This window comes from Bradyrhizobium sp. 155 (assembly GCF_023101105.1).
In the GTDB taxonomy this organism is placed as follows: domain Bacteria; phylum Pseudomonadota; class Alphaproteobacteria; order Rhizobiales; family Xanthobacteraceae; genus Bradyrhizobium; species Bradyrhizobium canariense_D.
The window spans coordinates 3,440,634-3,467,030 of the sequence record NZ_CP064704.1 but is presented as its reverse complement, the minus strand read 5'-3'; the positions used below and the strand labels follow the sequence as shown (position 1 = coordinate 3,467,030).

The following is a 26,397-nucleotide window of genomic DNA, read 5'->3' as shown; positions in this document are numbered from 1 at the left end:
CTTGATTCTATCCATTGGATTCAAACGATATTATTTGGCGGTCAATTTAGCTACCAGAGATAGACAGCCAGAATCCAACACATCCTCAAGCTGGTCGTAACGGACTTCGTACCTTCTGTAAGTAGCCCACCGCATCCATTTCGGTTTGGGTGGGAAATCCCATTCATCTGGATCTAGGTTCGCTATCAGCCGCGACTTGATTCGGGCCTTTCCAGCGTGAGCGCGGTTCGTCGCATCGTTAAATTGGGAATGATACGCAACTTGTCGGCCCCAAGTCTGTCTGCTGCAAAATCGGATGGCGCCCGCCGGCCTCCACAGGACAGACGCAAGCCGGTTCATGACCGGGCACACAAAATACCATTGTCGCCCCCCGAAATGGCGAGGACGCGAAACGAGAATAATCCGCTGGTCTAAGCTGCCAAGCTGGATGCGAAACCAGCCATCGGCTTGGCCGCTCATGTCGGCGCTAATCGCGCCAGTGGCAACTTCACCCCAATAAGAGTGCGTCCAAGTAATGCCCCGAACGCCGATGTTCGCGCCTGGCTTGATGAATTGCTTGCGAACAAGACGGTTCAGGTCCAGCTTCAGGCCGTCCTGCAAGCAAACACGTACTCTCGATCGCGGCATTTTGGCGCTGCCTATTCGATTATTTGCCGGGTTGCATCCTTCATTCCGGCGAGCAGCCTCGAAATTTCGCGCCGGCGTGCAATCGCGTCGGCGCTGTACCGGCCGTGCTTGAAGGCGTTTCTGTTGCCCTTAGGAGCGCCTGGAGACCCCCCGCCGTGCATCCGGCACCTTCCATTACTCATCGCGGGTGATTGGCAAGGCTTGCCCTCTCGAGTCCGCGCTCCGCATCTCTTCGCGCGGTGCATATCCAAGTGCATGGGGTTGATCCTCCGTTTTCGCCCCGTCCCTACCCCCCGAGGGGTCGACCATTCCGACCACTGCCTGACCGCCCGCATGAACGTGGACGTGCTCAACCGTGACCTTTTGCTGGCCCTTTCCGCGATGGCGGTTCAAGGCTTCGAGCAAGGCCGCATAGGTGCGCGACAGCTTGCTGGCTTGGGCGAGGTTCTCGCGTCGTCCCTCGAAAGTCTGTTCGCCGATCATGGCGCGCCGGTAGCATTCCATCGCGGCATTGTGGGCCGCTATAAGCTGCGCTGCCATCATGCCTTCCAGCTCGTCCTTCGGCCCGATCCCGGCGAGCGCGGCAAGGATGGCATTCGACTGCTTGTCGCGGTCTTCCTGGCTGGAGTTCTTTAACCAGAGCGACTGGAGGGCTTGATTGGCAAGAATATTGTTCCAGTGATCCGATTCGGATCCGCCAAGATCCTTCAGCCGCCCTTTTCGGTCCTCGGGATGGTTGGCGACTAGTGTTTTCGGTGCGTTCATTCACGTCCTCTCGAATGGCTCTGCTTGGCTTTTCTTCATTCAGATCGCGCCACCACAGCGCACACAGCGCAGAACAGCCGTATTTCCAATAGAAGCTCCATTAGCCACCAACCCTCTATTGGAAAGTGGGCTGTGGTGCGCAGTGGGTGTGGTCAGTCCGCCTTGATCCACCACCTCTTGCCTTGCCAATCGGGCTTGCCGTCGTTGTCCCGCTTCCAGCAGAGGTGCTCCATGATGCCCGTGATCCGGCGCTGGTCCGCCGTGCCGATCCTGGCTGCCTCCATGAACAGGGCCTCCTTAGCGACCTGACCGACGATCACCTTGTGCTGGGTCGTAAGGTAGTTCTCGATCGGGTCCTGCCAGGCGTCCGCTTCGAAGCGCGCCTCCTGCTCCGGCCTGATATGCTGCCGTTCGAAATTGCGATCTGGCCACCATGGCTCGCCCTTGTTGTAGAGGTGAACCGCCTCTGCGAAGAGCTGTTCGCGATCTTCAGCTAACCCTGCGATATCAACCTGCCCGACTTTCACGGGCCAAAACCGACGTCCTCCAGTTTCGTCTCGGAGATACGCGTCCTTGTTGGTGGTGCCGATGAATACGCACTGCCGAGGCTCGGTGACCTCGAAGCGGCCGTAGCTAGGCCGGTAACGCTCGACCTGCCGCGTGATGAACGCCTTGAGCTGCGCGCTTTCGGCGCGCTTCAAGGCGTGCATCTCCCCGATCTCGATCAGCCACTTGCCACGAAGATGTTGAGAGACGTCCTTGCCTTCGCCGATCTCGGGGAGATTGTCAGAGTAATAGTCGCCCCCCAGTATGGCGCAGGCCGAGGACTTCATGGCGCCCTGGGCACCCTCAAGGACTAGCATGTAGTCCACCTTGGCTCCGGGGTCGCAGATCCGGGCGACCAGGGAAATCAGGAACATCTTCCCTATCGCCTGAGTGTAGGGATTGAGCGCGGCGCCGAGCTTGGTCGTCATCCATACGTTGACGCGCTTCTGGCCGTCCCAGACAAGGTTCTGAAGCCATTCACGGATCGGGTGGAAGCTGCGCTCGCGGGCCCGCGCATTGACCGCATCGCGTACCGTATCGCGGGCGATCCTGCGGATGCCTGCCTTCTGAAGGTACTCCGTCAGTATTGTGACGTCCTCCTCCACCACGGGCCTGCAATCGAACGGCGCGAGCGGCTGGCCGATCTCGTGCACCAGCATGACGCAACGCTGCATCTCGTCATACGCGAAGGCGTCGCTGATGTTCGGATCTCGCCGGAGAGCGACCAGAGCATTGGTTACGATCGGGAGCGGCTTGCCGTTTTCGCTGATACATTGGGCTAGCCACGTATCTTTGACCGGGAATTGAGCAACGACATTCATCGCGGAGCTCCGGCGAAGGCGAGGCTGGCGATGGTGCAGGCAGTCGTGTAGCCAAAACAGTAGATCCGACTCAGCTTGGCCGCTTGAAGAGTGATCAGCGACGTGTCAGATTCTTCGTTGCTCGAAAGTGAACTCTGCGATCCCGCCCTGTGCCCTTGCTCCCCAGCTGGCACGGGGCTTTTCGTTTCAGGGGGTGCCAACATTCGGCGCCTCCGTAGCGAACGGTCCAAGAACGCAGTTCGGGACTATTTCGGGAGTTTTTGCGCCGAACGGTGCAAACCGGCGCCTATTTGTTCTCATTCGGTGGCGGACCGATGCCCGCGCCGAAAACAAAAACCCTTGTAGATCAAAGGGTTTGATGGTCGGAGCGAGAGGATTTGAACCTCCGACCCCTAGTCTCCCAGACTAGTGCGCTAACCGGGCTGCGCCACGCTCCGAACGTCGTTCCATTAGCTAGGATCGCCGCTTTGCGCAAGGCGAGGTGACACCATTTTGCTGTCTCCGCCGAAAGGCCTCGGAACTGGCCCAAAGCCGACGGAGTCCGGCGTCAGGCGTCCTTCAATGCCTGATCCAGCATTTCGCGGCAGGCGATGAGCTCGGCGAGCACCCGTCCGAGGCGCTCCCGGTGGATGGCGCTGGGGCCTGCGGGCGCGGCGGGGGTGCCGCCCTTGCGGAAGGTGGTGAGGATTTCCTCGTCATCGGTCTCGGAGAAGCGGAAGTCGATGCCCTCCTCCTCCTCGCCCTGGTAGTCGTCATCGTCGCTGTCGCGGGCGCCGCGGACGCCGGTCTCCTCCTCGGGCTCCATCAGGCTGGCGCCGACGGCGTCCTCGATGGCGCCGAACGAGACCGCGGCCGCGCTGTCGGCGAGGCCCTGCACCGATTTGACGCCGTGCTCTTTCAGGATCCGCTGCACCCCGCGGATGGTGTAGCCCTCCCCGTAGAGCAGACGGCGGATGCCCTTGAGCAGGTCGACGTCGTCGGGGCGGTAATAGCGGCGGCCGCCGCTGCGCTTCATCGGCTTGATCTGGGAGAATCGGGTCTCCCAGAACCGCAGCACGTGCTGCGGAATGTCGAGTTCCTGCGCTACTTCGCTGATGGTTCGGAACGCATCCGGCGCCTTGTCCAAATGCCAAATCCTTATCCAGAGGGCGGATTACGCCTCGGGTTGCGCCTTGCTGGCGTCGCCATTGGTGCGGTGCTGGGCGTTGATCCGCTGCTTCAGGATCGCCGACGGCTTGAACACCATGACCCGGCGCGGCGAGATCGGCACCTCGGTGCCGGTCTTCGGGTTGCGACCGATGCGCTGACCCTTCTTGCGGACCATGAAGGAGCCGAACGAGGACAGCTTCACCGTCTCGCCCTTCTCAAGGCAATCGGTGATCTCCTTCAGCACGAGTTCCACGAACGCAGACGATTCCGTGCGCGACAGCCCCACCTTCTGGTAGACGGCTTCGCACAGATCGACACGCGTTACGGTTTTACTTTGATCGGTCATCGCCCTGCCCCACATCACGGCGAACAATTGTTGTCTGAAATTATGAGCTTACGATACAGCGGTCAACAGCGCTCATCAATGCAGGCGCATCGATAATCCGCGCTGATTCGGGCAAAATTTTACCGAGTGTGGCTTACCAGCGCACCAGCGCGGAGCCCCAGGTGAAGCCGCCGCCCATGGCTTCGAGCAGAACCAGGTCGCCGCGCTTGATGCGGCCGTCCTTGCGCGCCACCGACAGCGCCAGCGGGATCGAGGCCGCCGAGGTGTTGCCGTGAAGGTCCACCGTCAGCACCACCTTCTCCGGCGCGATATGGAGCTTGTGCGCGGACGCGTCGATGATTCGCTTGTTGGCCTGGTGCGGCACGAACCAGTCGATGCTGTCGGCATTGAGCCCGGTCGCCTTGAAGGCGTCGACGATCACGTCGGTGATCATGCCGACCGCGTGCTTGAAGACCTCGCGGCCCTCCATGCGAAGATGGCCGACAGTCTGGGTCGAGGACGGGCCGCCGTCGACGAACAGCTTCGCCTTGTGACGGCCGTCGGAGCGCAGATGCGTGGTCACGATCCCGCGGTCGGTCGCGGCATTGCCCGGCTGCTCCTGCGCCTCCAGCACCACCGCACCGGCACCGTCGCCGAACAGCACGCAGGTGCCGCGATCGGTCCAGTCGAGGATGCGCGAGAAGGTTTCCGCGCCGATCACCAGCGCGCGCTTGAAGGCGCCGGTGCGCAGGAAATTATCGGCGGTGGCGAGCCCGAACACGAAGCCCGAGCACACCGCCTGAAGGTCGAAGGCCGCGCCATGGTTGATGCCGAGCCCGTGCTGCACGGCGACCGCGCTCGCGGGGAAGGTGTTGTCAGGCGTCGAGGTCGCGAGCACGATCAGGTCGATCGACTGCGCGTCCACGCCGGCGTCCGCGAGCGCAGCCTGCGCCGCCTTCAGCGCCAGATGCGAGGTGAACTCGCCCTCGGCCGCGATATGCCGCTCGCGAATGCCGGTGCGTTGCACGATCCACTCGTCGGACGTGTCAATGCGCGCCGCCAATTGGGCGTTGGTCACCACCTGCTCCGGCAAATAAGAGCCGCAGCCCAGCACGACCGAACGAATTTGAGTCACGAAACAGCCTCCTGCGCGGCCTGCACGGAACTGAGTGCACCACCTTCGCGATTGAGCATCTGATTGATCTTGTTGAGGAGATCGAATTTGACCATCTCATAGCCAACATCGATCGCATAGGCAAAGCCTTCGGCAGCGATTCCGCCATGGCTCTTGACCACGATCCCGTTCAACCCCAGCAACACGCCGCCGTTGGATTTGTTCGGATCCATCTTGTTGCGCAGGGCCTGGAAGGCGTTGCGCGCAAAGAGATAGCCGAGCTTTGACAGCCAGCCCCGCTTCATCTCGTCCCGGAGCAATTCCGCCATCTGCCGCGCGGTTCCCTCCGCGGCCTTCAGCGCGATGTTGCCGCTGTAGCCCTCGGTGACGATGACATCCGCCACCCCCTTGCCGATGCCGTCGCCCTCCACGAACCCGAGATAGTCGAGCTCGGGCAGGTTCCTGGCGCGCAGGATTTCGCCGGCCTCGCGAATCTCCTCATGCCCCTTGATCTCCTCGACCCCGATATTGAGCAGGCCGACCGTGGGACGCTTTTTGTTGAACAACACGCTGGCCATCGCCGCGCCCATGATGGCGAGCGACACCAGATGATGCGTATCGCCGCCGATGCTGGCGCCGAGGTCGAGGACGACGGAATCGCCGCGCCTGGTCGGCCACATGCCGGCAATGGCCGGACGGTCGATGCCCGGCAGCGTGCGCAGGTGGAAGCGCGACATCGCCATCAGCGCCCCGGTATTCCCGGCGGAGACCGCAACATCCGCCTCGCCCTTTTTCACCGCATCGATGGCAAGCCACATGGACGAGGTCCTGCGGCCGCGCCGCAGCGCCTGGCTCGGCTTTTCCTCGCCGCTGACCGCGACATCGGTGTGGATGATCTTCGAGGCCGCCTTCAGCGCGGGGTGGCGGTCGAGCTCGGGTTCGATCTTGGCGCGGTCCCCGATCAGCAGGAATTCGATCTCGCGATGCCTTTGGAGCGAGATGGCGGCGCCTGGGATGACCACCGCGGCGCCGGCGTCGCCCCCCATGGCGTCAAGCGCGATGCGAACCTTGCTTGGCATAAAAGTCCTGGAAACCTGGGTCTGGTGCGGTCTTGAACGAGCGGGGCCGCAAATGGGTTCGCCACGAACATGGCGGTCGGTCAAGCGCCACGCCGCACCCGGACCGGGGCGCGACAATAGCGTTTTGTTATCCCGAAACAACCTCTTGCCCCCAGCCTTTTGCATTCGGGAGCATCGGGCTGCGGACGGACTAATTCACAAGAAGTACATCAAAATCAAACGGATAATCGAGCTTTTCAAACCACCGCCGCAAACATCTCGCCCCGTCCCGAAGCGGTCCTCTGGAGAAGGTGGCACCTATTTGTCTTTCTTCCCGTCCTGAAGTGCCTTCAGGACCGCAAAGGGGTGGTCCTCCGGATCGGGGGCGATAACCTCGGGCTCAAACACGACCCCCGGCTTGCGCGGATAGGGATCGACCGCCAGGAACAGGGCATCGGTGGCAAGCCTCCCAAGGTCGATGATGCCATTGACGATCGCCTCCGGCGGGTCGGCGACCTGCTCCCGATCGTCGTGCCCCTCCTCCATCAGGTCGGCCAGGCGGCGGACCTCGGCCTCGGGGGCGAATATCAGGTCCACCTCCTCGTCGATGTCGCTCTCCATCGGGTCAAGCGTGACCACACAGGTCTGGCCGATCCGGGCGCGAACGTGCCCCGTGACCTGGATCCGGTTGCCGCTTTTCGGCACGACATCGAAATCGGCCTGGACCGAGATAACCTCGCGCAAGCCTGCCGTCTCAGCCATGGCCTGCCGCTCGGCGGCCGAGGCCTCGAGCTTGCGATGCAGGCCGGTATCCGGGATCTGTGCAACGATGACGGGCACCCGCCAGGGATCGGGCCCGGATGCTGGTATCGGTCGGGTCATGGCGTCACATCCTCAGGAAGCGCTGGAGGAAACTTGAAGGACGCACCCAGCAGTGCGGCCTCGCCGGTCTGGGCGAGGTTGGCCTCGGCCGCCCTGGCATAGGCTGCGAGCTGCTGCGCCTGGTCCATGCCGGCCCCATTCAAGATATTCTTGCAGATCGCGGATGCCAGCGCCTCGCCGCCGCCTTCCATGGCCTGATCGTAGGCCTGGACCCGGCCGTAAAACGCCTCGCCGAAGGCCCGCATCCGCTTCGGCACGGTCTGGTCGCCTATCCCCATCTCGCGCAGATTGTCGTCCATGTCCTCGCAGAAACGGTCGAACAGCGCCTGCGACAGCTCGGTGGCGCTCTGGACCGTGCGCAGGCGGCGCAGCAGCAGCCAGAGGTGCAGCAGCAACAGATCGAAACGCCCGTTAACGGTATCCGGCACGCCCAAGTCGCGGTAAAACATGGGTTCTCGCGCCTGCGTCACGATCATGCCATAGATGGCTTCAATGGTGCCCGGCGAGGCTAGGCGGGGTTTCCTGAAGTGATTGAACGGCCAAAGCATTGTGGTTTCCGCAAGCGGGCGCGCCCGTGTTGCATTCAGAGCCTCCGCCCGGTACTTCAGCGCCTCGCGCGACGCAAGGGGACGGAATCAGTTCCGCTATGACGATAACGAACCAGACCAGCCTGCGTGCAGACAAGCCGCGCGGCCTTCATGCACGTTGGCGCGGCTTGCGCCTTTTCGCGGCCGCGGCCCTGGTTGGCGCCGCGCTTGCGGGCTGCACCGGCGAGCAGTTCCAGAAGGGTTACATCCTGCCGCCCGGCGCACTGGAGCAGATCCCGATCGGTGCGAGCCAGGACCAGGTGCTGATCGTGATGGGCACCCCCTCCACCGTCGCAACCCTCGACGGCGAGGTGTTCTATTACATCTCCCAGCGCTCCGAGCGCATTGTCGCCTTCATGAACCAGAGGGTGGTCGACCAGCGCGTCATCGCGGTCTATTTCGACAAGAACCGGCGTGTGCGCCGGCTTGCGAATTACGGTCTCCAGGACGGCAAGATCTTCGATTTCATCAGCCGGACGACGCCGACCTCGGGCCAGGAGATGAGCTACCTCACGCCGATCTTCAAGCTGCTCAGCTTTAACTGAGCCTTCAGCCTGCGGCTTCGTGCGGCTTGCCGTTGCGCATACGCTTCCATACGCTCCTGCAAAATAAGATGCAGGGAGTGGATTCGTGCCCAATCAATTGCTGTCCCGCCGTCGCGTGCTCACTGGCGCTGCCGCTATCTCGGCCGCAGCGATCCTGCCGCGATCGAGCCTGGCGGACTGGAAGCCGACCGAAAACGTCCGCCTCGTCGTGCCGGCTGCCGCCGGCGGTTCGACCGACGTGATGGGTCGGCTTCTGGCGGCGCATCTGCAGGCCGCCTGGGGCCAATCGGCCGTGGTGGAAAACCGGTCCGGCGGCGGCGGTACGATCGGCACGGCCGAGGTGGTCCGCGCCAAGCCGGACGGCCACACCATCCTGATCGGCAATCCCGGCCCGAACGCGATCGCCTACAGCATTTTCAAGAACCTCACCTACAAGCCGGACCAGCTCCAGCCGGTCTCCAACATGATCCGGATCCCGAACATCGTCTCGGCGCATCCCAAGACCGGCATCAAGTCGATCGCCGAGCTGGTCGCCTATCTCAAGGCCAATCCGGACAAGCTCAGCTACGCCTCCTCCGGCGTCGGCCAGAGCCCTCACCTCACCGGCGCCTGGTTCCTGCAGCTCACCGGGCTGAAGATGACGCACATCCCGTTCCGCGGCGCCGGTCCCGCGCTCCAGGCGGCGCTCGCCGGCGACATCCAGATCCTGTTCGACAACCTCTATCCGAGCCTGCCGCAGGTACAGAACGGCACCCTCACCGGCCTCTGCGTCACCACGACGGAGCGCAGCGACCTCGCGCCGAACCTGCCGACCATGCGCGAGAGCGCGCCGGAGCTTGCGGCTTTCGACGTCTCGTCGTGGTTCTCGGTGTTCCTGCCGAAGGGTGTGCAGCCCGCCGTTCTCGAAGCGCTCAACCTTCAAGTGAAGGCGATGCTCGAGCGCGACGACATCAAGAAGAACATCCTGGCCATGGGGGCCCGCGCCGACTACGGCACGCCCGACCAGTTTGCCGCCTTCGTGGACGCCGAGACGAAGAAGTTCGCCGGCATCATCCAGAAGGAAGGGCTGCAGATGGACGTGCAGTAGCTTTCGCATCCGCGGACGCGGCCCAACATGCAGCGCCGGGCCGCGCTTTCGCGTTGAGTGCGTGGCGACCCTCGGTTGCTATGCAAGCTCGGCCGACGGCTGTCCCACCAAAGCGGCAATCGCCGAAATCGAGTCCAGGCGCGTCAAATCGAAGCCGATGTCGGAGAAGTTGATCCCGTGGTCGGTCTCAATGCTCATGATCAGCTCGACCGCGTCGAGCGAATCGAGGCGGCCGCTGGTGAACAGCAGATCATCGTCACCAAGCGGCGCGCTGTCGCCCTTCATCAGCAGCCGCTGCACGATGTAGCGTCGCATCTGCGATCTGACTTCAGGGCCGGCTTTCGTGGTCATGTCGAGACTCCCAGGAGATAGAACAGGAATTCGGCGCGTTGCCCGAGCGAATGCTCGCGGTCGAGCGGCGCATCGAAGACGTGAATGAGACAAAAGAAGCTCGACACCCACAGGCAAGGCAGCAAGCGGCCACGCAGCCATCCTCGCGGCGCCAGTTGCGGGGCGCGGCGCATCTGCGAGAGCCCGACACTGATGGCCAGGACAAACGTGTAGAACGCGTGCGATTGCTGACCGACCACCGCCCGCCAAAGGCCCATTTCGCCGACGAAATGAATATCGCGGATGAAGTGAAACAGCAGGTTGCCGACACAGGCCGCGGCAAAGGTGGCGAAGAACATGCGAAGCCGGCGATGGCCGCGGAGGCAGCGAACAAAGGTGGGGTAGAAGAAATGGTCGACGAGCAGTTCTTTGTAATAGAAATAGTAGCGATTCCAGAATTCCGCCAGCGTCGTTGACTCCAGAGGCCGGTAGGTGTTGCGCAGCAGGCGAAAGCCGGCAAGTCGCGCCGTGGCGATGATGACGCCGCCGAACACGGTCATGCTCAGCAAGTCCTCGACGAAGAAGCTGACGAGGCTCGCCCATCCGACGAAACGCGGCCAGGGATGGCGCGCGAGATATTGCAGCAGGTTGTCGTCGAACATTGGAAGCTGCAAACGTCCGTGGACGATCTCGACGAGACAGACTCTGACGATGGCGAGCACAAGGATCCAGACCGCAAGCTTGACGCCCTTGAGCTGCGTCACTGCAAGCTCCTCGGGTGTCTTGGCCTCGAAGCGGTCGAGATAAGACAGCCCCTTCCCGAACGGCGTCAGCGACGATCCCCAGAAGGGGTGGAAAACGCTCAGGTGCCGCCACACCGGAGATCGCTTCCTGCCCGCATCGGCCAAACCATAGGCAAGAAACCACAAATAGGGCTGGAACGTCATCAGAAACGACCACAGCAGAACACGCGGCAGGCCGGCCATCATCGTGGCCTGCGTCAGCGCGACGAGTGCCAGGAACGCCAGCAACAGGCTGAGCGTCGGGCGGCGGAAGACCACCGTCCCTGGCCCGTGCATGATCAGCAGGCCCGCGAACAGCGCAAACACGACGACCAGCATGACCGCTTCCAGCAGCGGCTGATGGATCCGGTCGCCGACGCCTTCGTCGATCGTCAGCCGTTCGAGAAAACCGCGGTCGATCAGGAAGCCGCTGCGATAGAGCAGCAACAAGGTTGCGAGCAAGATCAGGACGCGCCGGTACCGGCCGGCATAGGCGCACACCAGCGCGAGTCCCGCCGCTGAAAAATCGATACCTATCTGCCGAAACAAAACCGCGAGCAGTCCGACCGCGCAGCAGAGCAGCACGCGGCCACCGATGTCCTGGACCCCCGCCACGAGCCTCGGGTCCCGATCGATCTTGGGGATCAACCGCCACGACGGCTTCGCAAGAGGACCCGATGGCGCGTAGCCGTAGGGCTGGCTTTCAACACTCATCGGACAACGCGCGCGATCACTACGAGCTGTTGCATCTACGAGGCCCTTGCAACAGCTTCGCCGAGCAGTGACGCTACCGAGCGCCGGTCCGCCATTGGCAGTGACGGGAATGTCTTCCATCCAGATGAACCGGCCCGGCACCATGTAGGCGGGAAGGTGCGCAGTGCAGTGCTGGCGCAGATCGCTTTCCGCCATTCTTGCACCCGAATACGCGGCCAGCAGCCGACTGGCGCCACTGGCGTCGTGCTGCACCACGGCGAGCGCACGGGTTATTCCCCTGCACGCCATCAGCGCGTGGTCGATCTCCTCCAGCTCGACCCGATACCCCCGAAGCTTGACCTGATTATCCGCGCGACCGCGGAAACGCAGGACGCCGGTTTCAAGGTCGGCCTCCACGAGGTCGCCGCTCCGATAGAGGATCGACCGATAGCCGTCGATCAGAGGGTCCTGACAGAAACGGCGGGCGGTCTCTTCCGGGTTGTTGATGTAGCCGAGCCCTACCCCAGGGCCTCCCAGCCACAACTCGCCGGCAGTGCCCGCAAGCGCCGGCTTCATCTCTTCGTCCAGGATCCGGTAGCTGAAATTGGGATTGAGTCGCCCCAGCGGGGCCAACCCGTCCTTGGACTCAAAAACGGATTCGACGATCTCGAAACCGCTGCAAATGCAGCTCGTCTCGGTCGGGCCGTAGCAATTGATCAGCTTCGCCTTGCCGGCAAACGCGTCGTGGAACCGACGAAGCCGGGCCAGCGGAAACCCCTCACCGCCGAACATGAATCGGCTGACGCTCGGCAGCCAATCCGGGCTCAGAAGGTGCATGGAGTCCAGGAACATGAAGAGGGTCGGCACGGCGAAGAAGAACGTGCACTGATGCTTGGTGATCTCCGACACCAGCTCTGCGGGGGGCCGCCCCTTCTGCGCGTCCAGCGCGACAACCGCCGCTCCGTTCAGGAAGCCGGCATAGATGTCGAAGACCGAATTGTCGAAATAGATCGGGTTGACATTCGTCAGCCGGTCACCGGGTCCAATTCCAAGATCGCTCTTCGCCCAGGCGATCAGGTGAAGCACCCCTTGATGGGGGATGACCACGCCCTTCGGTTCGCCCGTCGATCCCGAGGTGAACATGACATAGGCCGGATCGGCCCCGGTGATCAGGGATGTCAGCGGCAGATTGTCGTCTTCAAGCTGCGACAGGGCATGATGCAAGGCAGCCCGGGCAATTGCATCGCCGATCAATGTCCGCGGCCCAGCTCCCTCGCGCACGCTGACGATCAGCGCGGGCCGGCATCGCTCCAGCATCAGCCGGGCACGTTCCTCGGGGGCCGCAGGATCGAGGAAGGCATAGGGTGCTCCGATCTTGATGCAGGCGATCGCGAGCGCATAGGCCTCGGCGATTTTCGGCAATTCAAGGCACACGACGGCGCCCTTGTTGACGCCACGCGATGTCAACCAGCGCGCCAACCGGTTTGCCAATCGGTTGAGCTCCGAAAAGGCAAAGCTGTCGCCTTCGCACAACAGGGCGACGGCGTCCGGCGAGGACGCAACGGTCTCTTCGAAACGCAGCGCCAGATTATGGGCGGTCATACCGACGCCTCGATCAATTCATTGTCGCCGGGATTGCCCGGCGCGTTCGACGAGGCCTGCACGATCTCGGCAAAATCTCGCTGGTTGAGCGCGATCACGGCCGCGGGCAATTTCGCGTCCGGAAACTGGGCCTGCAACACGTCCCCGAGCTCCATGCCGAGATGCTGAAGGAACGCGGCGGCCATCGGATCGGTCGCCAGCGGCCTGCCCTCACTTTCCCCTTGCTTCATGTCCGGCACGAGGCTGCTGTTCTCGCTGTCAGCTGAAGCAGCTTCGCGATCGACACGCAGCACCACGTCGTAGCGATAGCGGGTCAGTTCGTAGCTTGATCCGCGCTTGAGCAGGATTTCCGCACCCGATATCCGCCGGATGGATCCGGAAATACCCTGAAAGTAGCGGGGGTCGATCACCAACTCGCGCTCCTGGGCGATCGACAGGAAGATCTTTCGCGCGAGCGCGGCATCCGTGGCTCCCGAAACTTTCGCGGATTGAACTTCGCGATGGAAGACCGGCAGGAGCTCGAGGTTACGAACGTCGCCGACGAAGATGTGCCCCCCAGGAGCCACCAGGCCTGCGGCTTGCTCCAAGACTAAGTGCAGGTATTCGATGCCGGGAAAGTATTGCACGACCGAATTTAGCACCACTGCATCGAACGAATTCAGCGGCAAGCCGCTCAAATCGGCGGCTTCCCGCTCTAGAAACTCGACATGCCGAAGCTCGGGCTTCGACTGCGCGAACGCACGCAGCCGCTGAACGGCCACCGGCGAGAGGTCGGTCCCGCAATATACGTCACAGCCGGGCGCGAGCTTTTCGACGAGCAAGCCGACGCCGCACCCGATCTCCAAAAACCGCCTTGCGCCAAGAGCACGAATTTGCAGGATCGTATGATCGAGCCAATCGACCATATCGGGTTCGGGAATGGGCCTGTTGGTGAAGTTGCTGGTCCAACCGACGAATGACGGCACAACACCGTCGGCGTCATGGCGATATGCTTGATCGAAAGCGCGACGCCATTGCGCAACTCTGCGATCCGACTCGGCCTGGAGATGCTTCGCCTTGCCGGCGCTCAGATGATCGGGGTCAATTGCGACGAAAGCGACCTCGGACTGACCGCCGTGGCCAGGCTCGGCGCTGAGGAAAGCATCCGCCACGCCCGGATGCGCCATCAATGCCCGCTCAATCTCGTTCACAGGCCGTGCAGGCAACGGAACCTCCCTCTCGCGGCGGGCAGCGAACCCCTGAGCATGTCGAGAGCGCGCCGCGCGCGGAGCACCACACGCGTGCTGCGGAGCTCCCTAAGATGCCGCTGACAGTCTCTCGTATTTCTAGAACTCGGCCGGTTAAGCAACCCTAAATGTGCGCACGCGTAGGGTGCACATTTTCGGGCGGCTTACGCCCTCGGCATCGATGGATCGCTCTGATGACCGGATTGTTGCGTTCCGCGTCCCGCCGGGCGGGTTTCATGTTCAGATGATGCGCCGGCCTCCGGCAGCACACACGCAAAGAAAGACCCCGCAGGCCTGCGCCGCGGGGTCTTCGTTCAGCAACGTCTACCTCAGTGCGCGAGGACTGCCAGCAGCAGCAACGCCACGATGTTGGTGATCTTGATCATCGGGTTCACCGCCGGGCCGGCCGTGTCCTTGTAGGGATCGCCGACGGTGTCGCCGGTCACGGCCGCCTTGTGGGCGTCACTGCCCTTGCCGCCGAAATGACCGTCTTCGATGTACTTCTTGGCGTTGTCCCAGGCGCCCCCGCCCGAGGTCATCGAGATCGCGACGAACAGGCCCGTCACGATCACGCCGAGCAGCATCGCGCCCACCGCCGAGAACGCCGCCGACTTGCCGGCCGCCCCGCCCCCCGCGATCGCATAGATCACGAAGTAGACGAAGATCGGTGACAGCACCGGAAGCAGCGAGGGGATGATCATTTCCTTGATCGCCGCTTTGGTCAGAAGGTCGACCGCCTTGCCGTAATCCGGCTTGTCGGTGCCTTGCATAATGCCCGGCTTCTCGCGGAATTGTCGGCGGACCTCCTCGACGATCGCGCTCGCCGCGCGGCCCACGGCGGTCATGCCCATCGCGCCGAACAGATACGGCAAGAGACCGCCGAACAACAGGCCTACCACGACGTAGGGATTGTTGAGCGAGAAGTCCGGTTTGACGCCGGCGAAGTAGGCGTGGTGCGCGGAGTCCGCAATGAAGAACTTGAGATCCTCGTTGTAGGCCGCGAACAGCACCAGGGCGCCGAGACCGGCGGAGCCGATCGCGTAGCCCTTGGTCACCGCCTTGGTGGTGTTGCCGACTGCATCGAGCGCGTCGGTCGACTTGCGAACCTCCTTCGGCAGGCCCGCCATCTCGGCAATACCGCCGGCGTTGTCGGTCACCGGACCGAACGCGTCGAGCGCGACGACCATGCCGGCGAGCGCCAGCATCGTGGCGGTCGCGATCGCGATGCCGAACAGGCCGGCGAGGCTGTGGGTGACCAGGATGCCGGCGATGATGACGATCGCGGGCAGCGCGGTCGCTTCCATCGAGATGGCGAGGCCCTGGATCACGTTGGTGCCGTGGCCGGTCACCGAGGCCTGGGCGATCGACTTCACCGGACGATAGTCGGTGCCGGTGTAGTATTCGGTGATCCAGATGATCAGCGCGGTGACGGCAAGGCCGACCACGCCGCACTCGAACAGCGCCATGCCGGTATAGTCGACGCCGGCGAGCTTGCCGAAGCCGATCAGGTAATGGATCACACCGGCGATGCCGACCAGCGAGAGGACGCCGGTTGCGATCAGACCCTTGTAAAGCGCGCCCATGATCGACTGGCTCGGCCCGAGCTTCACGAAGAAGGTGCCGATAATCGAGGTGATGATGCAGATGCCGCCGATGGCGAGCGGCAACGTCATCATGTCGGCGAGGATCGGCGTCTTGGCGAAGAAGATCGCCGCCAGGACCATGGTGGCGACCGCGGTCACCGCATAGGTTTCGAACAGGTCGGCGGCCATGCCGGCGCAGTCGCCGACATTGTCGCCCACGTTGTCGGCGATGGTGGCCGGGTTGCGCGGATCGTCCTCGGGGATGCCGGCCTCGACCTTGCCGACGAGGTCGCCGCCGACGTCCGCACCCTTGGTGAAGATGCCGCCGCCGAGACGAGCGAAGATCGAGATCAGCGAGGCGCCGAAGCCGAGCGCCACCATGGCGTCGATGACGACGCGGCTGTCAGGCGCAAGCTTCAGCGAATGGACCAGGAAGCCGAAATAGAGGGTCACGCCAAGCAGCGCGAGACCCGCCACCAGCATGCCGGTGATGGCGCCCGCCTTGAAGGCGAGCTCGAGACCACCTGCGAGCGACGTGGTCGCCGCCTGGGCGGTGCGCACATTGGCGCGGACCGAGACGTTCATGCCGATGAAGCCGGCCGCCCCCGACAGGATCGCGCCGATGGCAAAACCGATCGCGACGTAGAGTCCCAGGAAATAGGCAAGCAGCACGAAGATGACGATGCCGACCATCCCGATCGTGGTGTATTGACGCCGCAGGTAGGCCTGGGCGCCTTCGCGCACCGCTGCCGCGATTTCCTGCATGCGCGGAGACCCCGCATCCGCGCTCAACACCGAAGACGTCGCCCAGATCGCGTAGACGACGGAAAGCACTCCGCAGAGCACAATCAACCATAATGCTGTCATGTGATTTTTTGCCTCAGATCCTTGATGAACGTACCCCCGGCGCCTTTTGTTTTCCGTCGTGCGGTGCGGCGCCTTGATTTTGAAGAAGGCCGCTCCTTGCCCGAAGGCGCGGCCTTAGTCGGTCACGACCTTGCCAAAATCAAATTGAGGGTGCAACGCCAGATAAGGCCGAAAAGCCGATCTCGGCAGGTATTTAGCCTGTCTTGGCAGCCGGGACGCCGGTTTGGAGCAATTCCTAGAAGTGGCTGTAGGAGAGCCGCTTCAAGACCAGCTCCTGGCCCTGCCCGTCCAGGAAGCGCGGCCGCTCATGGCCCGCGACGATCGTGCCGATGGCCGTGACGGCAAGGCCTGCCGCACGCCCCAAGGCAATCAGCGCGTTGGCTTGCGCTGGCGGAGCGGTGCACAGCACCTCGTAATCGTCCCCTCCGGCCAGCAGCGTCTCGACGGAAACGACCTTGCCTGCGATCAGGCCGGCGGCAGCGGCCGAGAGCGGCACGCTCGTCACGTCGATCGTGGCCGAGACGCCTGATGCCGCACAGAGCTTGGTCAGATCTCCAGCAAGGCCGTCGGAGACATCCATCGCAGCCGTCGCATGGTCACGCACGGACTGCGCGAGAGCATTGCGCGGCTGCGGCACGCGATAGCGCGAGATCAGCGTCTCGCGCGCGTGCGGATCGGAGGCCAGCGCATTCGCGACCGCGCCGCCCTTGAGCACGTCAAGGCCAAGCGCGGCGTCGCCGATCGTCCCCGTCACCAGGATACGGTCGCCCGGTTGGGCGCCGGTGCGGCCGACCATCCGCCCCTGCGGCACGCGGCCAAAGGCGGTAATCGAGATCATTTGCGGCCCCGGCGTCGACACCGTGTCGCCGCCGAGCAGCGGACAGACGAAGGTTTTCGCATCCTCGCCGAGCGCGTCCGCGAACGGCCTGAGCCAAGCGTCTTCCTTGCTGCGCAGCGCCAATGTCAGCACGAAGCCGGCCGGCACGGCCCCCTTGGCGGCGAGATCGGACAGGTTCACCCGCAGCGCCTTGCGCGCGATGGTATCGGGCGGATCGGTGGCAAGATAATGCACGCCCTCGACCACCGCGTCGGTGGTGACGACGATGTCGCTGCCGAGCGCCTGCAGGATGGCGGCATCGTCCACCAGCCCCAAGGCGCCGGGATCAGTCGCCAGCGGCTTGAAATAGCGCGCGATGAGGGAGTCTTCGGCGGAGGGATTGTGCGGGTTTGTCATCAGCGTCAGCCACACACTTCGCTGTCATCGCCGGGCTTGACCGGGCGATCCAGTATTCCAGAGACGATCGTGTGACATCGATAGGCCGCGGCGTACTGGATCACCCGCCTTCGCGGGTGATGACGGCGGAATATGGGGCAGCCACATCGCATCAATTCACCGCCCTGCGCCTCAATTCACCCCCGCCCGAACTCGTCACCGCGAAACTGGCGGCCGATCTGGTCGAGCACCGCGTTGACCATGCCGGTCTCCTCGCGGTCGACGAAGGCATTGGCGACGTCGACATATTCGGACACGACGACGCGGCCCGGCACGTCCTTGCGGTGTTCCAATTCGTAGGCCCCTGCCCGCAGCACCGCGCGCAGGATCGCTTCGATGCGCTTCAATGGCCAGCCCTTCGACAGCGCCTCGTCGATCAGCGGATCGAGTTTCTTCTGGTCGCGCACGACGCCGGAGACGACGTCGCGGAAGAACGCCGCTTCCGCCGGGAGATATGTGTCGCCCTCGACCTCGTTGCCGAGCCAGTGGCTCTCGAACTCCGCAAAAATGTCGTTGATGCCGGCACCGCCGATATCCATCTGGTACAGCGCCTGTACGGCTGCGAGCCGCGCCGCACCGCGCCGGTTCGCCTTCTTCTCCGTGCCGGCCGGCGGCTTCTTGTTGTTATCGGCCATGATCAAGCCCGCGCCAGCCGGCGCTTTATGCGCAGCATCGCAATCGCGGCCCGCGCGGCATCGCCGCCCTTGTTCAGCTCGCTGGCGCGCGCCCGCGCCCAGGCCTGCGCCTCGGTGTTGACGGTGAGGATGCCGTTGCCGAGCGGCAGCTTTCGCGCCACCGCCAGGTCCATCAGCGCGCGCGAGGATTCCTGCGAGACGATCTCGAAATGGATGGTGTCGCCACGGATCACGCAGCCGAGCGCGATCGCGGCATCATAGGGCTTGCCATTGGTCGCCGCGGCGTCAACCGCGATGGCGATCGCCGCAGGAATCTCCAGTGCACCGGGAACCGTGATGACGTCGTGGGTCAGACCGGCCGCCTTCAGCTCGGCCACCGCGCCTTCGAGCATCGCGTCCTGGAGATCGTCATAGAACCGCGCCTCGACGATCAGCGCGCGTGCGCCGGAAACGTCGGTCTGGTCCTTCAGGGGTGCGCGCCGCGCGTCTGCCATCGTCAAATCCGTTCCACAGGGGTTGGCGCTATGTAGTCGCCACCAGCGGGTAAGCCAAGTTTAAAGACGCCGTCACTTCATTTCCGTCAGCCGCGCCGCGTAGCGGGCCATCAGATCGACCTCGATATTGACCTCATCTCCCGCCTTCCAGCCGCCGATCGTCGTGACCGTCAGGGTGTGCGGGATGATCAGCACCGAAAAGGTCACGTCCTTCACCGTATTAACCGTCAGCGAGACGCCGTCGAGCGTGATCGAGCCCTTGGTCGCGATGAACCGCGCCAGCTCCCGCGTCGTGGAGAGCTCGAACCGCGCCATGTCGGGCAGGTCCTCGCGGCTGACGAGGGTCGCGATGCCATCGGCATGGCCGGCGACGATATGCCCGCCAAGCTCGTCGCCGATCTTGAGCGCACGCTCGAGATTGAGCCTGGTGCCGACCCTCCAATGCTTTGCGGTCGTCAGCGCCAACGTCTCGGCCGCGGCATCGACGTCGAACCAGGTCCTTTGAGCAGAGTCCTTGCCGCCTTCGACGCCGGAAGCAACCACCGTCAGGCAGACGCCGTTGCAGGCGATCGAGGCGCCGTCCGCAATGGTGGTCTGCTCGTAGCGGCAGGCGATGCGCAGCCGGTGCAACTGGCCCTGCGCCGTCGGCGTGAAGCCGACGATCTCGCCGATATCGGTGACAATGCCGGTGAACATCACGCGCGCTCGTAGATGGTGAGAGTATCCTGATCGAAGGTCTCGCTAGCATGAACCTTGTAGGCCTGCGACTGCGTGATTTTCGACAGGGGCAATGCAGCGAGCGCATCCACCCCGTCGGCGCCCACCGCTTCCGCGCCGTGGAACAGCCAGATCTCGTCAACGAGGTCCGCGGCGGCGAAGGACGCCGCGACGCGGCTGCCGCCCTCGACCATCAGCCGCGTGATGCCCTTGCCGGCCAATGCATGCAGCACGGCCGCAAGATCGAGTCCCGAGGCATTGCCGGGCGGCACGCGGATCACCTGCGCACCGGCCGCACCGAGCCGCGTGGCGGCCGCGGCCTCCGCGAGTTCAGAACCCACCACCCATAGCGGAATCTCGCGCGCGGAGCCCACGAGCCTGCTTGCGCCGGGAATACGCAGATTCTGGTCGAGCACCACCCGCACCGGCGAGCGCACCGCCATGCCCGGCAGGCGGCAGTCGAGCTGCGGATCGTCCGCCAGCACGGTGCCGATGCCGACTAGGATGGCGTCGCTTTGCGCGCGGAGGAGATGCACCCGGTTGCGCGCCGCCTCGCCGGTGATCGCGACCGGCTTGCCGCCGGCCGCGCCGATCTTGCCGTCGGGCGAGACCGCGAGCTTCAGGATCACATGCGGGCGGCGATCCCTGATGCGACGGAAATGCCCGGCGTGATCGAAGGCGGCTTCGCGCGCGCACAGACCCACATCCACCATGATGCCGGCGGCGCGCAGGCGTGCGTGGCCCTGACCGGCGACTTCCGGATTGGGATCCTCGATCGCGGCCACCACGCGTTTGATGCCGGCGGCGATCACGGCGTCCGCGCACGGTGGCGACTTGCCGAAATGCGAGCACGGCTCCAGCGTGACGTAGAGCGTGGCGCCTCGCGCGGCCTCGCCTGCGCGCCGCAGCGCTTCAGGCTCGCCATGCGGCCGTCCGCCAGGTTGGGTCCAACCGCGGCCGACGATCACGCCGTCCTTGACGATGACGGCGCCGACGGCGGGATTGGGCCAGGTACTTCCCTGCCCGCGCCGGCCGAGCGCCAGCGCAAGCTCCATGAAGCGCCGGTCGGCATCCCTGGACTCGCGCGCCTTCTGCGCGAATTGATCCTCCAGGATGCGGAAGATCATTTGCGGATCGCGGCGAGCCGCGCTTCCTCCTCGCCGGAGAGCTCGCCGAGCACGTCGGCGAAATCCTTGGCCTCGCGGAAATTGCGGTAGACCGAGGCGAAGCGGACATAGGCGACGTCGTCGAGCGTGCGCAGATGCTCCATCACGGTCTCGCCGATCACCTCCGAGGAGATTTCAGCCTCGCCCCCGGTCTCGAGCTCGCGCACGATGGTGGAGACCATCTTCTCCACCCGTTCCGGCTCGACCTGCCGCTTGCGCAAGCTGATCGACACCGAGCGCATCAGCTTGTCGCGGTCGAACGGCACGCGGCGGCCGTTGCGCTTGATCACCGTGAGCTCGCGCAGCTGCACGCGCTCGAAGGTGGTGAAGCGGAAATTGCAGGCGACGCACACGCGCCGCCTGCGTATCACGGAAGAGTCCTCGGTCGGACGCGAGTCCTTCACCTGCGTATCGAGACTGTTGCAGTTCGGGCAGCGCATCCGTTGACCTTGACCGGTTTTCTTGAGCCTTACTGATAGATCGGGAAACGGTCGGTGAGCACCTTGACCCGTTCCTTGATCGCGGCTTCCACCAGCGGCGCCTTGCCGTCGTCGGACTGCGCGATCGCGTTGAGGACTTCGGCGATCATGCCGCCGACCTGCTGGAATTCAGCGACACCAAAGCCGCGCGTGGTCGCAGCCGGCGTGCCCAGACGAATACCGGAGGTGACGAACGGTGACTCGGGATCGAACGGAATGCCGTTCTTGTTGCAAGTGATGGCGGCGCGAACCAGCGCCTTCTCCGAGGCGTTGCCCTTCAGGCCCTTCGGCCGGAGGTCAACCAGCATCAGATGATTATCGGTGCCGCCCGAGACAATGTCGAACCCGTGGCCCTTCATCGCCTCCGCCAGAGCCTTGGCGTTCTCGACGACGTTCTTGGCATAGACCTTGAAGTCCGGCCGCAGCGCCTCGGCGAAGGCGACCGCCTTGGCCGCGATGACATGCATCAGGGGGCCGCCCTGCAGGCCCGGGAAGATCGCCGAGTTGAATTTCTTGGTCAGCGCCTCATCATTCCACAGCATCAGGCCGCCACGCGGACCGCGCAGCGACTTGTGGGTCGTGGTGGTGGTGATGTGCGCGTGAGGCACGGGCGAGGCATGCACGCCGCCGGCGACGAGACCGGCGAAGTGCGCCATGTCGACCAGGAGATACGCGCCGACGCTGTCCGCGATCTCGCGGAAGCGCTTGAAGTCCCAGGCGCGCGAATAAGCCGAGCCGCCGGCCACGATCAGCTTCGGCTTGACCTCCTCGGCCTGCTTGGCGACCGCGTCCATGTCGATGATCTGGTCCTCGCGGCGCACGGTGTAGTGCGCGGCCTTGAACCACTTGCCGCTCATGTTGACCGGGGAGCCGTGGGTGAGATGGCCGCCGGCCGCGAGATCGAGGCCCATGAAGGTGTCGCCGGGCTGAAGCAGCGCCAGAAACACCGCCTGGTTCATCTGGCTGCCGGAGTTCGGCTGCACGTTGGCGAAGTTGGCGCCGAACAGCTTCTTGGCACGATCGATCGCGAGGTTCTCGGCGACGTCGACCCACTCACAACCGCCGTAGTAGCGCGCGCCCGGATAGCCTTCCGCGTATTTGTTGGTCATCACCGAACCCTGCGCTTCCAGCACGGCACGGCTGACGATGTTCTCGGAGGCGATTAGCTCGACCTCGTGGCGCTGGCGGCCGAGCTCGCCCTTGATGGCGGCTGCGATTTCCGGGTCAGCCTGCTCGAGCGAGGCGGTGAAAAACGAATCGGGCGCGGAGGCGGTTTTGGCGAAGGTCATCTTGCGAATATCTCCACCGCCGCAGCCTTTTGGCGGGCTACGGGCGGGTCTGGTGTGGCGATCGGAAGCGGCGAGCGCGATCTACCACATCGCCCGCAACAGGCCAAGGGTTTGCGGGTCGGACCTGTGATTTATGCAAGATATGGTGGGATTGGAGGATTGGGACGACGGGGTGGTATCCGGCGTCCATGTCCAGGAAAGGTCCGCTTTGGACTCGAAAGGCCGCGCGGGTGCGAGCGGCCGGCCTCTACAGCCCGGTATACCCCGCCTTCACGGGATCCACGCTACCGTCGAGCTGCCGCAGATAGGTCAGGCCGCAAACCGTCAACCTGTGGGTGTCCTTCTCGCCGGCTTCCATCAAGGTGGTGATGTAGTTCGTGACCTTTTCCCGCGCCTCCGCGCTCGCCGCGGACGTGCGGTTGGCGAGCAAATCGTAGGTATGCATGATCCGGTCGATGGCAGCTTCCATGGCACCCTCTGGTTCTTGCCGCGTTTGGGACTTGAGATCAGGCAACCGCTTTGGCCTCGGACTGCGCCTCGAACCTGACAATGGCCTTGTTGGCCAGCCTGATCTTGTTGAATTCGCCGTGCTGGAGCAACTTGATGACGATCTCGAGCAGGCGCTCGTCGGTGACGAGGGTGTCCCGGATCGCGCCGGAGCGGCGAAGATAGTTCGCGGCGATGGCGTAGGCCTCGCTCACGAGTTCCACGTTCATCACCCCCACGCCACGCTCGACCAGCATCGTCAACCTCCGATCCGGAGGAGATAAGCATCGAACCGGGAACTCGTTCCCTGGTGTCGGGGATTTTTTCGCAACCGCGAAATGGAAAAACGCACCGGTCCGGACACACAGCCGGGCCGGCGCGCTCGGGGAAGCTCAGGCACGTTCGGGAGGCTTGCCGGTCTTGTTGCGGGCCGGCTTGGCCTTGTCCCGTCGAAAAGAACTCAGAGACGATACAGGATTTGGTCGGTCCAGAACCGCTCGAGGCGGTGCAGCGATTTGTTCAGGGTCGAGAACTCCTCGCCCGAGATGCCGCCGACCTGTTCGACCGTCTTGACGTGCTTCTGGTAGAGCGAGTCGACGATGCGGCGGATTTCCTGGCCCTGCGGCGTCAGGCGGATGCGCACCGAGCGGCGATCGACGCGCGAGCGCTGATGGTCGAGGAAGCCGAGTTCGACGAGCTTCTTCAGATTGTAGGAAACGTTGGAGCCGAGGTAATAACCGCGCGTGCGCAGTTCGCCCGCGGTCAGCTCCTTGTCGCCGATGTTGTAGAGCAGCAGCGCCTGCACCGAGTTGATGTCCGCACGGCCGCGGCGATCGAACTCGTCCTTGATGACGTCGAGCAGCCGGCGATGCAGCCGCTCCACCAGAGTCAAAGCTTCCAGATAGAGCGTCTGCACCGAACCCTGCTGGCCGGAGACGCGCTCTGCGGTATCTGCCGCAGTTGCGACGGCTTTCATCATGACACTTCCCCTGTTGTCGTTTTTATCGACACTCATTCGACGAAACTTGTGTCCCGTCTGATAGGTGCAACTTAAGGGGCTCGTTTGAAGATCGGCTTAAATAAGAGAATAAAGAGATCATGAATTTAAGACAGTGAATTGCGGATTAAGCCTGTCCCACAAGCACTTTTCGCAACAGTCTGTTGACTCTCGCAAGGTCCTGTTCACCCTCCGTCCGCCCCGATTGTCGCATTCCAGAACAGCCCCGCCCCGTTTCGAAACGGCCGCGTAAGAGCTGTGGCGGAACACGCTGGTTAGCGAAAACTTACGTCGAATTTTACGCAACCAACCGTCAACCAAGCGCGACAATCTCGTGTCCCGGACCAGCACAGCGAAGCCGAGCGCAGAGTCGGGGCAAGAGAGTTTGCTATGGCGGTCGTTCGCGTGCGGCCATCCAGGCGAGCGCGAGATAGGCCGCCAGCATGAAGGCTTCGACGCCGACCACGACCAGGCTGCCGCCGTAGATGCCCGGGAACATCAGCTCGATCACCGCCATCGACACCACGGTCGTCAGCCACACCACGGCGCCCCAAGGCGTCGCCAGCCACAGCCCGACCGCGGCAACGAGTTCGATCACGGCGAAGTAAATGGTCGAGGCCTGCCAGGCCATCGACTGGTTCTCGAAGGCCTCGTCCTCGCCGCCCACGAAGCCCGTCACCTGCGCCCAATGATAGAGGCCCTTGAGGATCGAGAGCAGCGCCATCACCCGCAGGAACAGCACGAGCCGGCGCGTCCAGACATTGTCGTCGGATTCAGCCCGCTCCGACGAGATCGCCGCCACCGACATGGCGCTGTCTCTGGCATTGTCTCGGACGGCATCCCTGGTGCTGTCGCGGGCCGCATCGCGGGTGGAGATCTCGGACATGCCCCCTTCTGGCTGCTTTGCCCCGCAAAATCAATCGGCTGCCATCTTTTGCGACAGGTCAACCCGCGGTGACGGGAACCATGCGAGCTGGTATAAGAATAATTCCAGCCGGAGGAAAAGTAATGGCGATCAAATACGGACGTCCGATCGAGTTGCGCGAGGTCTCGCGCCGGGATGGCACTGGGGCCTCCCCTGCCCTCGATCTGACCGTCCGCCCGCGCCGCAACCGCAAGGCCGAATGGGCCCGGCGCATGGTCCGCGAGAACGTGCTCACGACGGACGATCTGATCTGGCCGCTGTTTCTGATCGACGGCAACAACAAGCGCGAGCAGATCGCCTCGATGCCGGGTGTCGAGCGTCTCAGTGTCGACCAGGCCGTGCGCGACGCCGAGCGGGCGATGAAGCTCACCATCCCGTGCCTCGCGTTGTTTCCCTACACCGATCCGTCCCTGCGCGACGAGGAGGGCTCGGAAGCCACCAACCCGAACAATCTGGTCTGCCAGGCGGTGCGCGCGATCAAGAAGGAATTCCCGGAGATCGGCATTCTCTGCGACGTCGCGCTCGATCCCTTCACCAGCCACGGCCATGACGGCCTGATCTCCGACGGCAAGATCCTGAACGACGAGACGGTCGCTGTGCTCGTGCGTCAGGCCCTGGTGCAGGCCGAAGCCGGCTGCGACATCATCGCGCCCTCCGACATGATGGACGGCCGCGTTGCCGCGATCCGCGAGGGCCTGGATCGCACCGGCCTGCTCGACGTGCAGATCATGGCCTATGCCGCAAAATACGCCTCCGCCTTTTACGGCCCGTTCCGCGACGCCATCGGCTCGGCCAAGACGCTCACCGGTGACAAGCGCACTTACCAGATGGACAGCGCCAACACCGACGAGGCGCTCCGCGAGGTCGAGCTCGACATCGCCGAGGGCGCCGACATGGTGATGGTCAAGCCCGGCATGCCCTATCTCGACGTCGTCCGTCGCGTGAAGGACACGTTCGCGATGCCGACCTTCGCCTATCAGGTGTCCGGCGAATACGCGATGATCGCGGCCGCCGCCAACAACGGCTGGCTCGACGGCGACCGCGCCATGATGGAGAGCCTGCTCGCCTTCAAGCGCGCCGGCGCCGACGGTGTGCTGAGTTATTTCGCACCGAAGGCGGCGGAGAAGCTGCGGACGCAGGGGTAGGCCCCAAGGTCGTCCCGGCGAAGGCCGAGCGCCCCTGTCTCTAATCGTCGTCCTGGCGAAAGCCAGGACCCATACCGGGTGATCTAGCGAGAGCACGCGGTATCGATACCGGCGAACGTACTAACTTCCAGTTTTCGCCAAGCTTGTCCCTGGGGTAATGGGTCCCCTGAGTTCACAAACGAAGTGCAACACTTCCATCTGG

General features: G+C 63.7%; 28 protein-coding genes and 1 tRNA gene. 3 read left to right on the top strand and 26 right to left on the bottom strand.

The features are described from left to right. Positions 1 to 30: 30 nt before the first annotated feature. The 11 genes from IVA93_RS16930 to IVA93_RS16885 all read right to left on the bottom strand — a co-directional run bounded on the left by IVA93_RS16930 (position 31) and on the right by IVA93_RS16885 (position 7,835). Complete coding sequence (locus IVA93_RS16930; RefSeq protein ID WP_247789880.1) at positions 31 to 600, bottom strand: hypothetical protein; 570 nt, start codon at positions 598 to 600, stop codon at positions 31 to 33. Positions 601 to 638: 38 nt separating this feature from the next. Further along, on the bottom strand, positions 639 to 872 hold the full coding sequence (locus IVA93_RS40850) for an HGGxSTG domain-containing protein (protein WP_276577885.1): 234 nt from the start codon (positions 870 to 872) through the stop codon (positions 639 to 641). After that, positions 802 to 1,392 (bottom strand): hypothetical protein, encoded by a 591-nt coding sequence (locus IVA93_RS16925; protein WP_247789879.1) that lies wholly within the window; start codon positions 1,390 to 1,392, stop codon positions 802 to 804. Before IVA93_RS16925 ends, IVA93_RS40850 begins: the two co-directional genes overlap by 71 nt. Before the next feature lie 152 nt (positions 1,393 to 1,544). Next, on the bottom strand, positions 1,545 to 2,759 hold the full coding sequence (locus IVA93_RS16920; RefSeq protein ID WP_247789878.1) for a virulence-associated E family protein: 1,215 nt from the start codon (positions 2,757 to 2,759) through the stop codon (positions 1,545 to 1,547). A gap of 359 nt (positions 2,760 to 3,118) precedes the next feature. Continuing rightward, positions 3,119 to 3,196: transfer RNA gene (locus IVA93_RS16915), tRNA-Pro, on the bottom strand. A 110-nt stretch (positions 3,197 to 3,306) separates the two neighbouring features. Continuing rightward, a complete protein-coding gene (locus IVA93_RS16910; RefSeq protein WP_018456840.1) occupies positions 3,307 to 3,885 on the bottom strand; it encodes a MerR family transcriptional regulator in 579 nt (192 codons plus the stop codon). A gap of 27 nt (positions 3,886 to 3,912) precedes the next feature. Beyond that, positions 3,913 to 4,254: an integration host factor subunit alpha gene (locus tag IVA93_RS16905; RefSeq protein WP_018456841.1), complete on the bottom strand. Its 342-nt coding sequence runs from the start codon at positions 4,252 to 4,254 to the stop codon at positions 3,913 to 3,915. Positions 4,255 to 4,387: 133 nt separating this feature from the next. Continuing rightward, a complete protein-coding gene (locus IVA93_RS16900; protein ID WP_026233249.1) occupies positions 4,388 to 5,368 on the bottom strand; it encodes a beta-ketoacyl-ACP synthase III in 981 nt (326 codons plus the stop codon). After that, a complete protein-coding gene (plsX, locus tag IVA93_RS16895) occupies positions 5,365 to 6,426 on the bottom strand; it encodes a phosphate acyltransferase PlsX (protein ID WP_018456843.1) in 1,062 nt (353 codons plus the stop codon). Before plsX ends, IVA93_RS16900 begins: the two co-directional genes overlap by 4 nt. A gap of 297 nt (positions 6,427 to 6,723) precedes the next feature. Next, on the bottom strand, positions 6,724 to 7,287 hold the full coding sequence (locus IVA93_RS16890) for a YceD family protein (protein ID WP_026233250.1): 564 nt from the start codon (positions 7,285 to 7,287) through the stop codon (positions 6,724 to 6,726). Beyond that, positions 7,284 to 7,835 (bottom strand): ubiquinol-cytochrome C chaperone family protein, encoded by a 552-nt coding sequence (locus tag IVA93_RS16885; protein WP_026233251.1) that lies wholly within the window; start codon positions 7,833 to 7,835, stop codon positions 7,284 to 7,286. The genes IVA93_RS16890 and IVA93_RS16885 overlap by 4 nt, the downstream gene beginning before the upstream one ends. A 98-nt stretch (positions 7,836 to 7,933) precedes the next feature. Between IVA93_RS16885 and IVA93_RS16880 the strand changes: the two genes are divergently transcribed. Both IVA93_RS16880 and IVA93_RS16875 read left to right on the top strand, forming a co-directional pair. Beyond that, positions 7,934 to 8,419, top strand: coding sequence for an outer membrane protein assembly factor BamE (locus IVA93_RS16880; RefSeq protein ID WP_018456846.1), 486 nt, complete (start codon positions 7,934 to 7,936; stop codon positions 8,417 to 8,419). A gap of 85 nt (positions 8,420 to 8,504) precedes the next feature. Then, positions 8,505 to 9,506 carry a Bug family tripartite tricarboxylate transporter substrate binding protein gene (locus IVA93_RS16875; RefSeq protein ID WP_026233252.1) on the top strand — a complete coding sequence of 334 codons (1,002 nt, stop codon included), beginning with the start codon at positions 8,505 to 8,507 and terminating at the stop codon, positions 9,504 to 9,506. A gap of 78 nt (positions 9,507 to 9,584) precedes the next feature. On the opposite strand, the gene IVA93_RS16870 is transcribed toward IVA93_RS16875, so the two are convergent. From IVA93_RS16870 to IVA93_RS16800, 15 genes are all read right to left on the bottom strand, one after another. Further along, the gene (locus IVA93_RS16870; protein ID WP_007603436.1) at positions 9,585 to 9,857 is read right to left on the bottom strand and encodes an acyl carrier protein; all 273 of its coding nucleotides are present in this window, start codon (positions 9,855 to 9,857) and stop codon (positions 9,585 to 9,587) included. Continuing rightward, positions 9,854 to 12,913, bottom strand: a complete 3,060-nt coding sequence (locus IVA93_RS16865; protein WP_247789877.1) for an amino acid adenylation domain-containing protein — start codon at positions 12,911 to 12,913, stop codon at positions 9,854 to 9,856. Before IVA93_RS16865 ends, IVA93_RS16870 begins: the two co-directional genes overlap by 4 nt. Further along, positions 12,910 to 13,818: a class I SAM-dependent methyltransferase gene (locus IVA93_RS16860; protein WP_247789876.1), complete on the bottom strand. Its 909-nt coding sequence runs from the start codon at positions 13,816 to 13,818 to the stop codon at positions 12,910 to 12,912. Before IVA93_RS16860 ends, IVA93_RS16865 begins: the two co-directional genes overlap by 4 nt. A gap of 650 nt (positions 13,819 to 14,468) precedes the next feature. Further along, the gene (locus tag IVA93_RS16855; protein ID WP_026233254.1) at positions 14,469 to 16,589 is read right to left on the bottom strand and encodes a sodium-translocating pyrophosphatase; all 2,121 of its coding nucleotides are present in this window, start codon (positions 16,587 to 16,589) and stop codon (positions 14,469 to 14,471) included. 235 nt (positions 16,590 to 16,824) lie between these two features. Further along, positions 16,825 to 17,823 (bottom strand): thiamine-phosphate kinase, encoded by a 999-nt coding sequence (thiL, locus tag IVA93_RS16850; RefSeq protein ID WP_026233255.1) that lies wholly within the window; start codon positions 17,821 to 17,823, stop codon positions 16,825 to 16,827. Positions 17,824 to 17,999: 176 nt separating this feature from the next. Continuing rightward, positions 18,000 to 18,497: a transcription antitermination factor NusB gene (nusB, locus tag IVA93_RS16845; protein ID WP_007611091.1), complete on the bottom strand. Its 498-nt coding sequence runs from the start codon at positions 18,495 to 18,497 to the stop codon at positions 18,000 to 18,002. Positions 18,498 to 18,499: 2 nt separating this feature from the next. Continuing rightward, positions 18,500 to 18,991 (bottom strand): 6,7-dimethyl-8-ribityllumazine synthase, encoded by a 492-nt coding sequence (ribH, locus tag IVA93_RS16840; protein ID WP_018456854.1) that lies wholly within the window; start codon positions 18,989 to 18,991, stop codon positions 18,500 to 18,502. A 72-nt stretch (positions 18,992 to 19,063) separates the two neighbouring features. Beyond that, entirely contained in the window at positions 19,064 to 19,687 is a 624-nt protein-coding gene (locus IVA93_RS16835) for a riboflavin synthase (protein ID WP_018456855.1), read from the bottom strand. Then, complete coding sequence (gene ribD / locus IVA93_RS16830) at positions 19,687 to 20,835, bottom strand: bifunctional diaminohydroxyphosphoribosylaminopyrimidine deaminase/5-amino-6-(5-phosphoribosylamino)uracil reductase RibD (protein WP_018456856.1); 1,149 nt, start codon at positions 20,833 to 20,835, stop codon at positions 19,687 to 19,689. The genes IVA93_RS16835 and ribD overlap by 1 nt, the downstream gene beginning before the upstream one ends. Then, positions 20,832 to 21,314 (bottom strand): transcriptional regulator NrdR, encoded by a 483-nt coding sequence (gene nrdR, locus IVA93_RS16825; protein WP_007603426.1) that lies wholly within the window; start codon positions 21,312 to 21,314, stop codon positions 20,832 to 20,834. Before nrdR ends, ribD begins: the two co-directional genes overlap by 4 nt. A 29-nt stretch (positions 21,315 to 21,343) precedes the next feature. Next, complete coding sequence (gene glyA, locus IVA93_RS16820; protein ID WP_018456858.1) at positions 21,344 to 22,642, bottom strand: serine hydroxymethyltransferase; 1,299 nt, start codon at positions 22,640 to 22,642, stop codon at positions 21,344 to 21,346. A gap of 247 nt (positions 22,643 to 22,889) precedes the next feature. Next, the gene (locus IVA93_RS16815; RefSeq protein WP_018456859.1) at positions 22,890 to 23,111 is read right to left on the bottom strand and encodes a hypothetical protein; all 222 of its coding nucleotides are present in this window, start codon (positions 23,109 to 23,111) and stop codon (positions 22,890 to 22,892) included. A 37-nt stretch (positions 23,112 to 23,148) separates the two neighbouring features. Then, entirely contained in the window at positions 23,149 to 23,385 is a 237-nt protein-coding gene (locus IVA93_RS16810) for a hypothetical protein (RefSeq protein WP_026233256.1), read from the bottom strand. Positions 23,386 to 23,588: 203 nt separating this feature from the next. Further along, on the bottom strand, positions 23,589 to 24,107 hold the full coding sequence (gene ldtR, locus IVA93_RS16805; protein WP_018456861.1) for a transcriptional regulator LdtR: 519 nt from the start codon (positions 24,105 to 24,107) through the stop codon (positions 23,589 to 23,591). Between the two features lie 406 nt (positions 24,108 to 24,513). Then, positions 24,514 to 25,011, bottom strand: a complete 498-nt coding sequence (locus tag IVA93_RS16800) for a DUF6163 family protein (RefSeq protein ID WP_007611119.1) — start codon at positions 25,009 to 25,011, stop codon at positions 24,514 to 24,516. A gap of 122 nt (positions 25,012 to 25,133) precedes the next feature. Here IVA93_RS16800 and hemB point away from each other — a divergent pair, with 122 nt between their 5' ends. Continuing rightward, a complete protein-coding gene (gene hemB, locus IVA93_RS16795) occupies positions 25,134 to 26,195 on the top strand; it encodes a porphobilinogen synthase (protein WP_018456862.1) in 1,062 nt (353 codons plus the stop codon). The last annotated feature ends 202 nt before the right edge of the window (positions 26,196 to 26,397 follow it).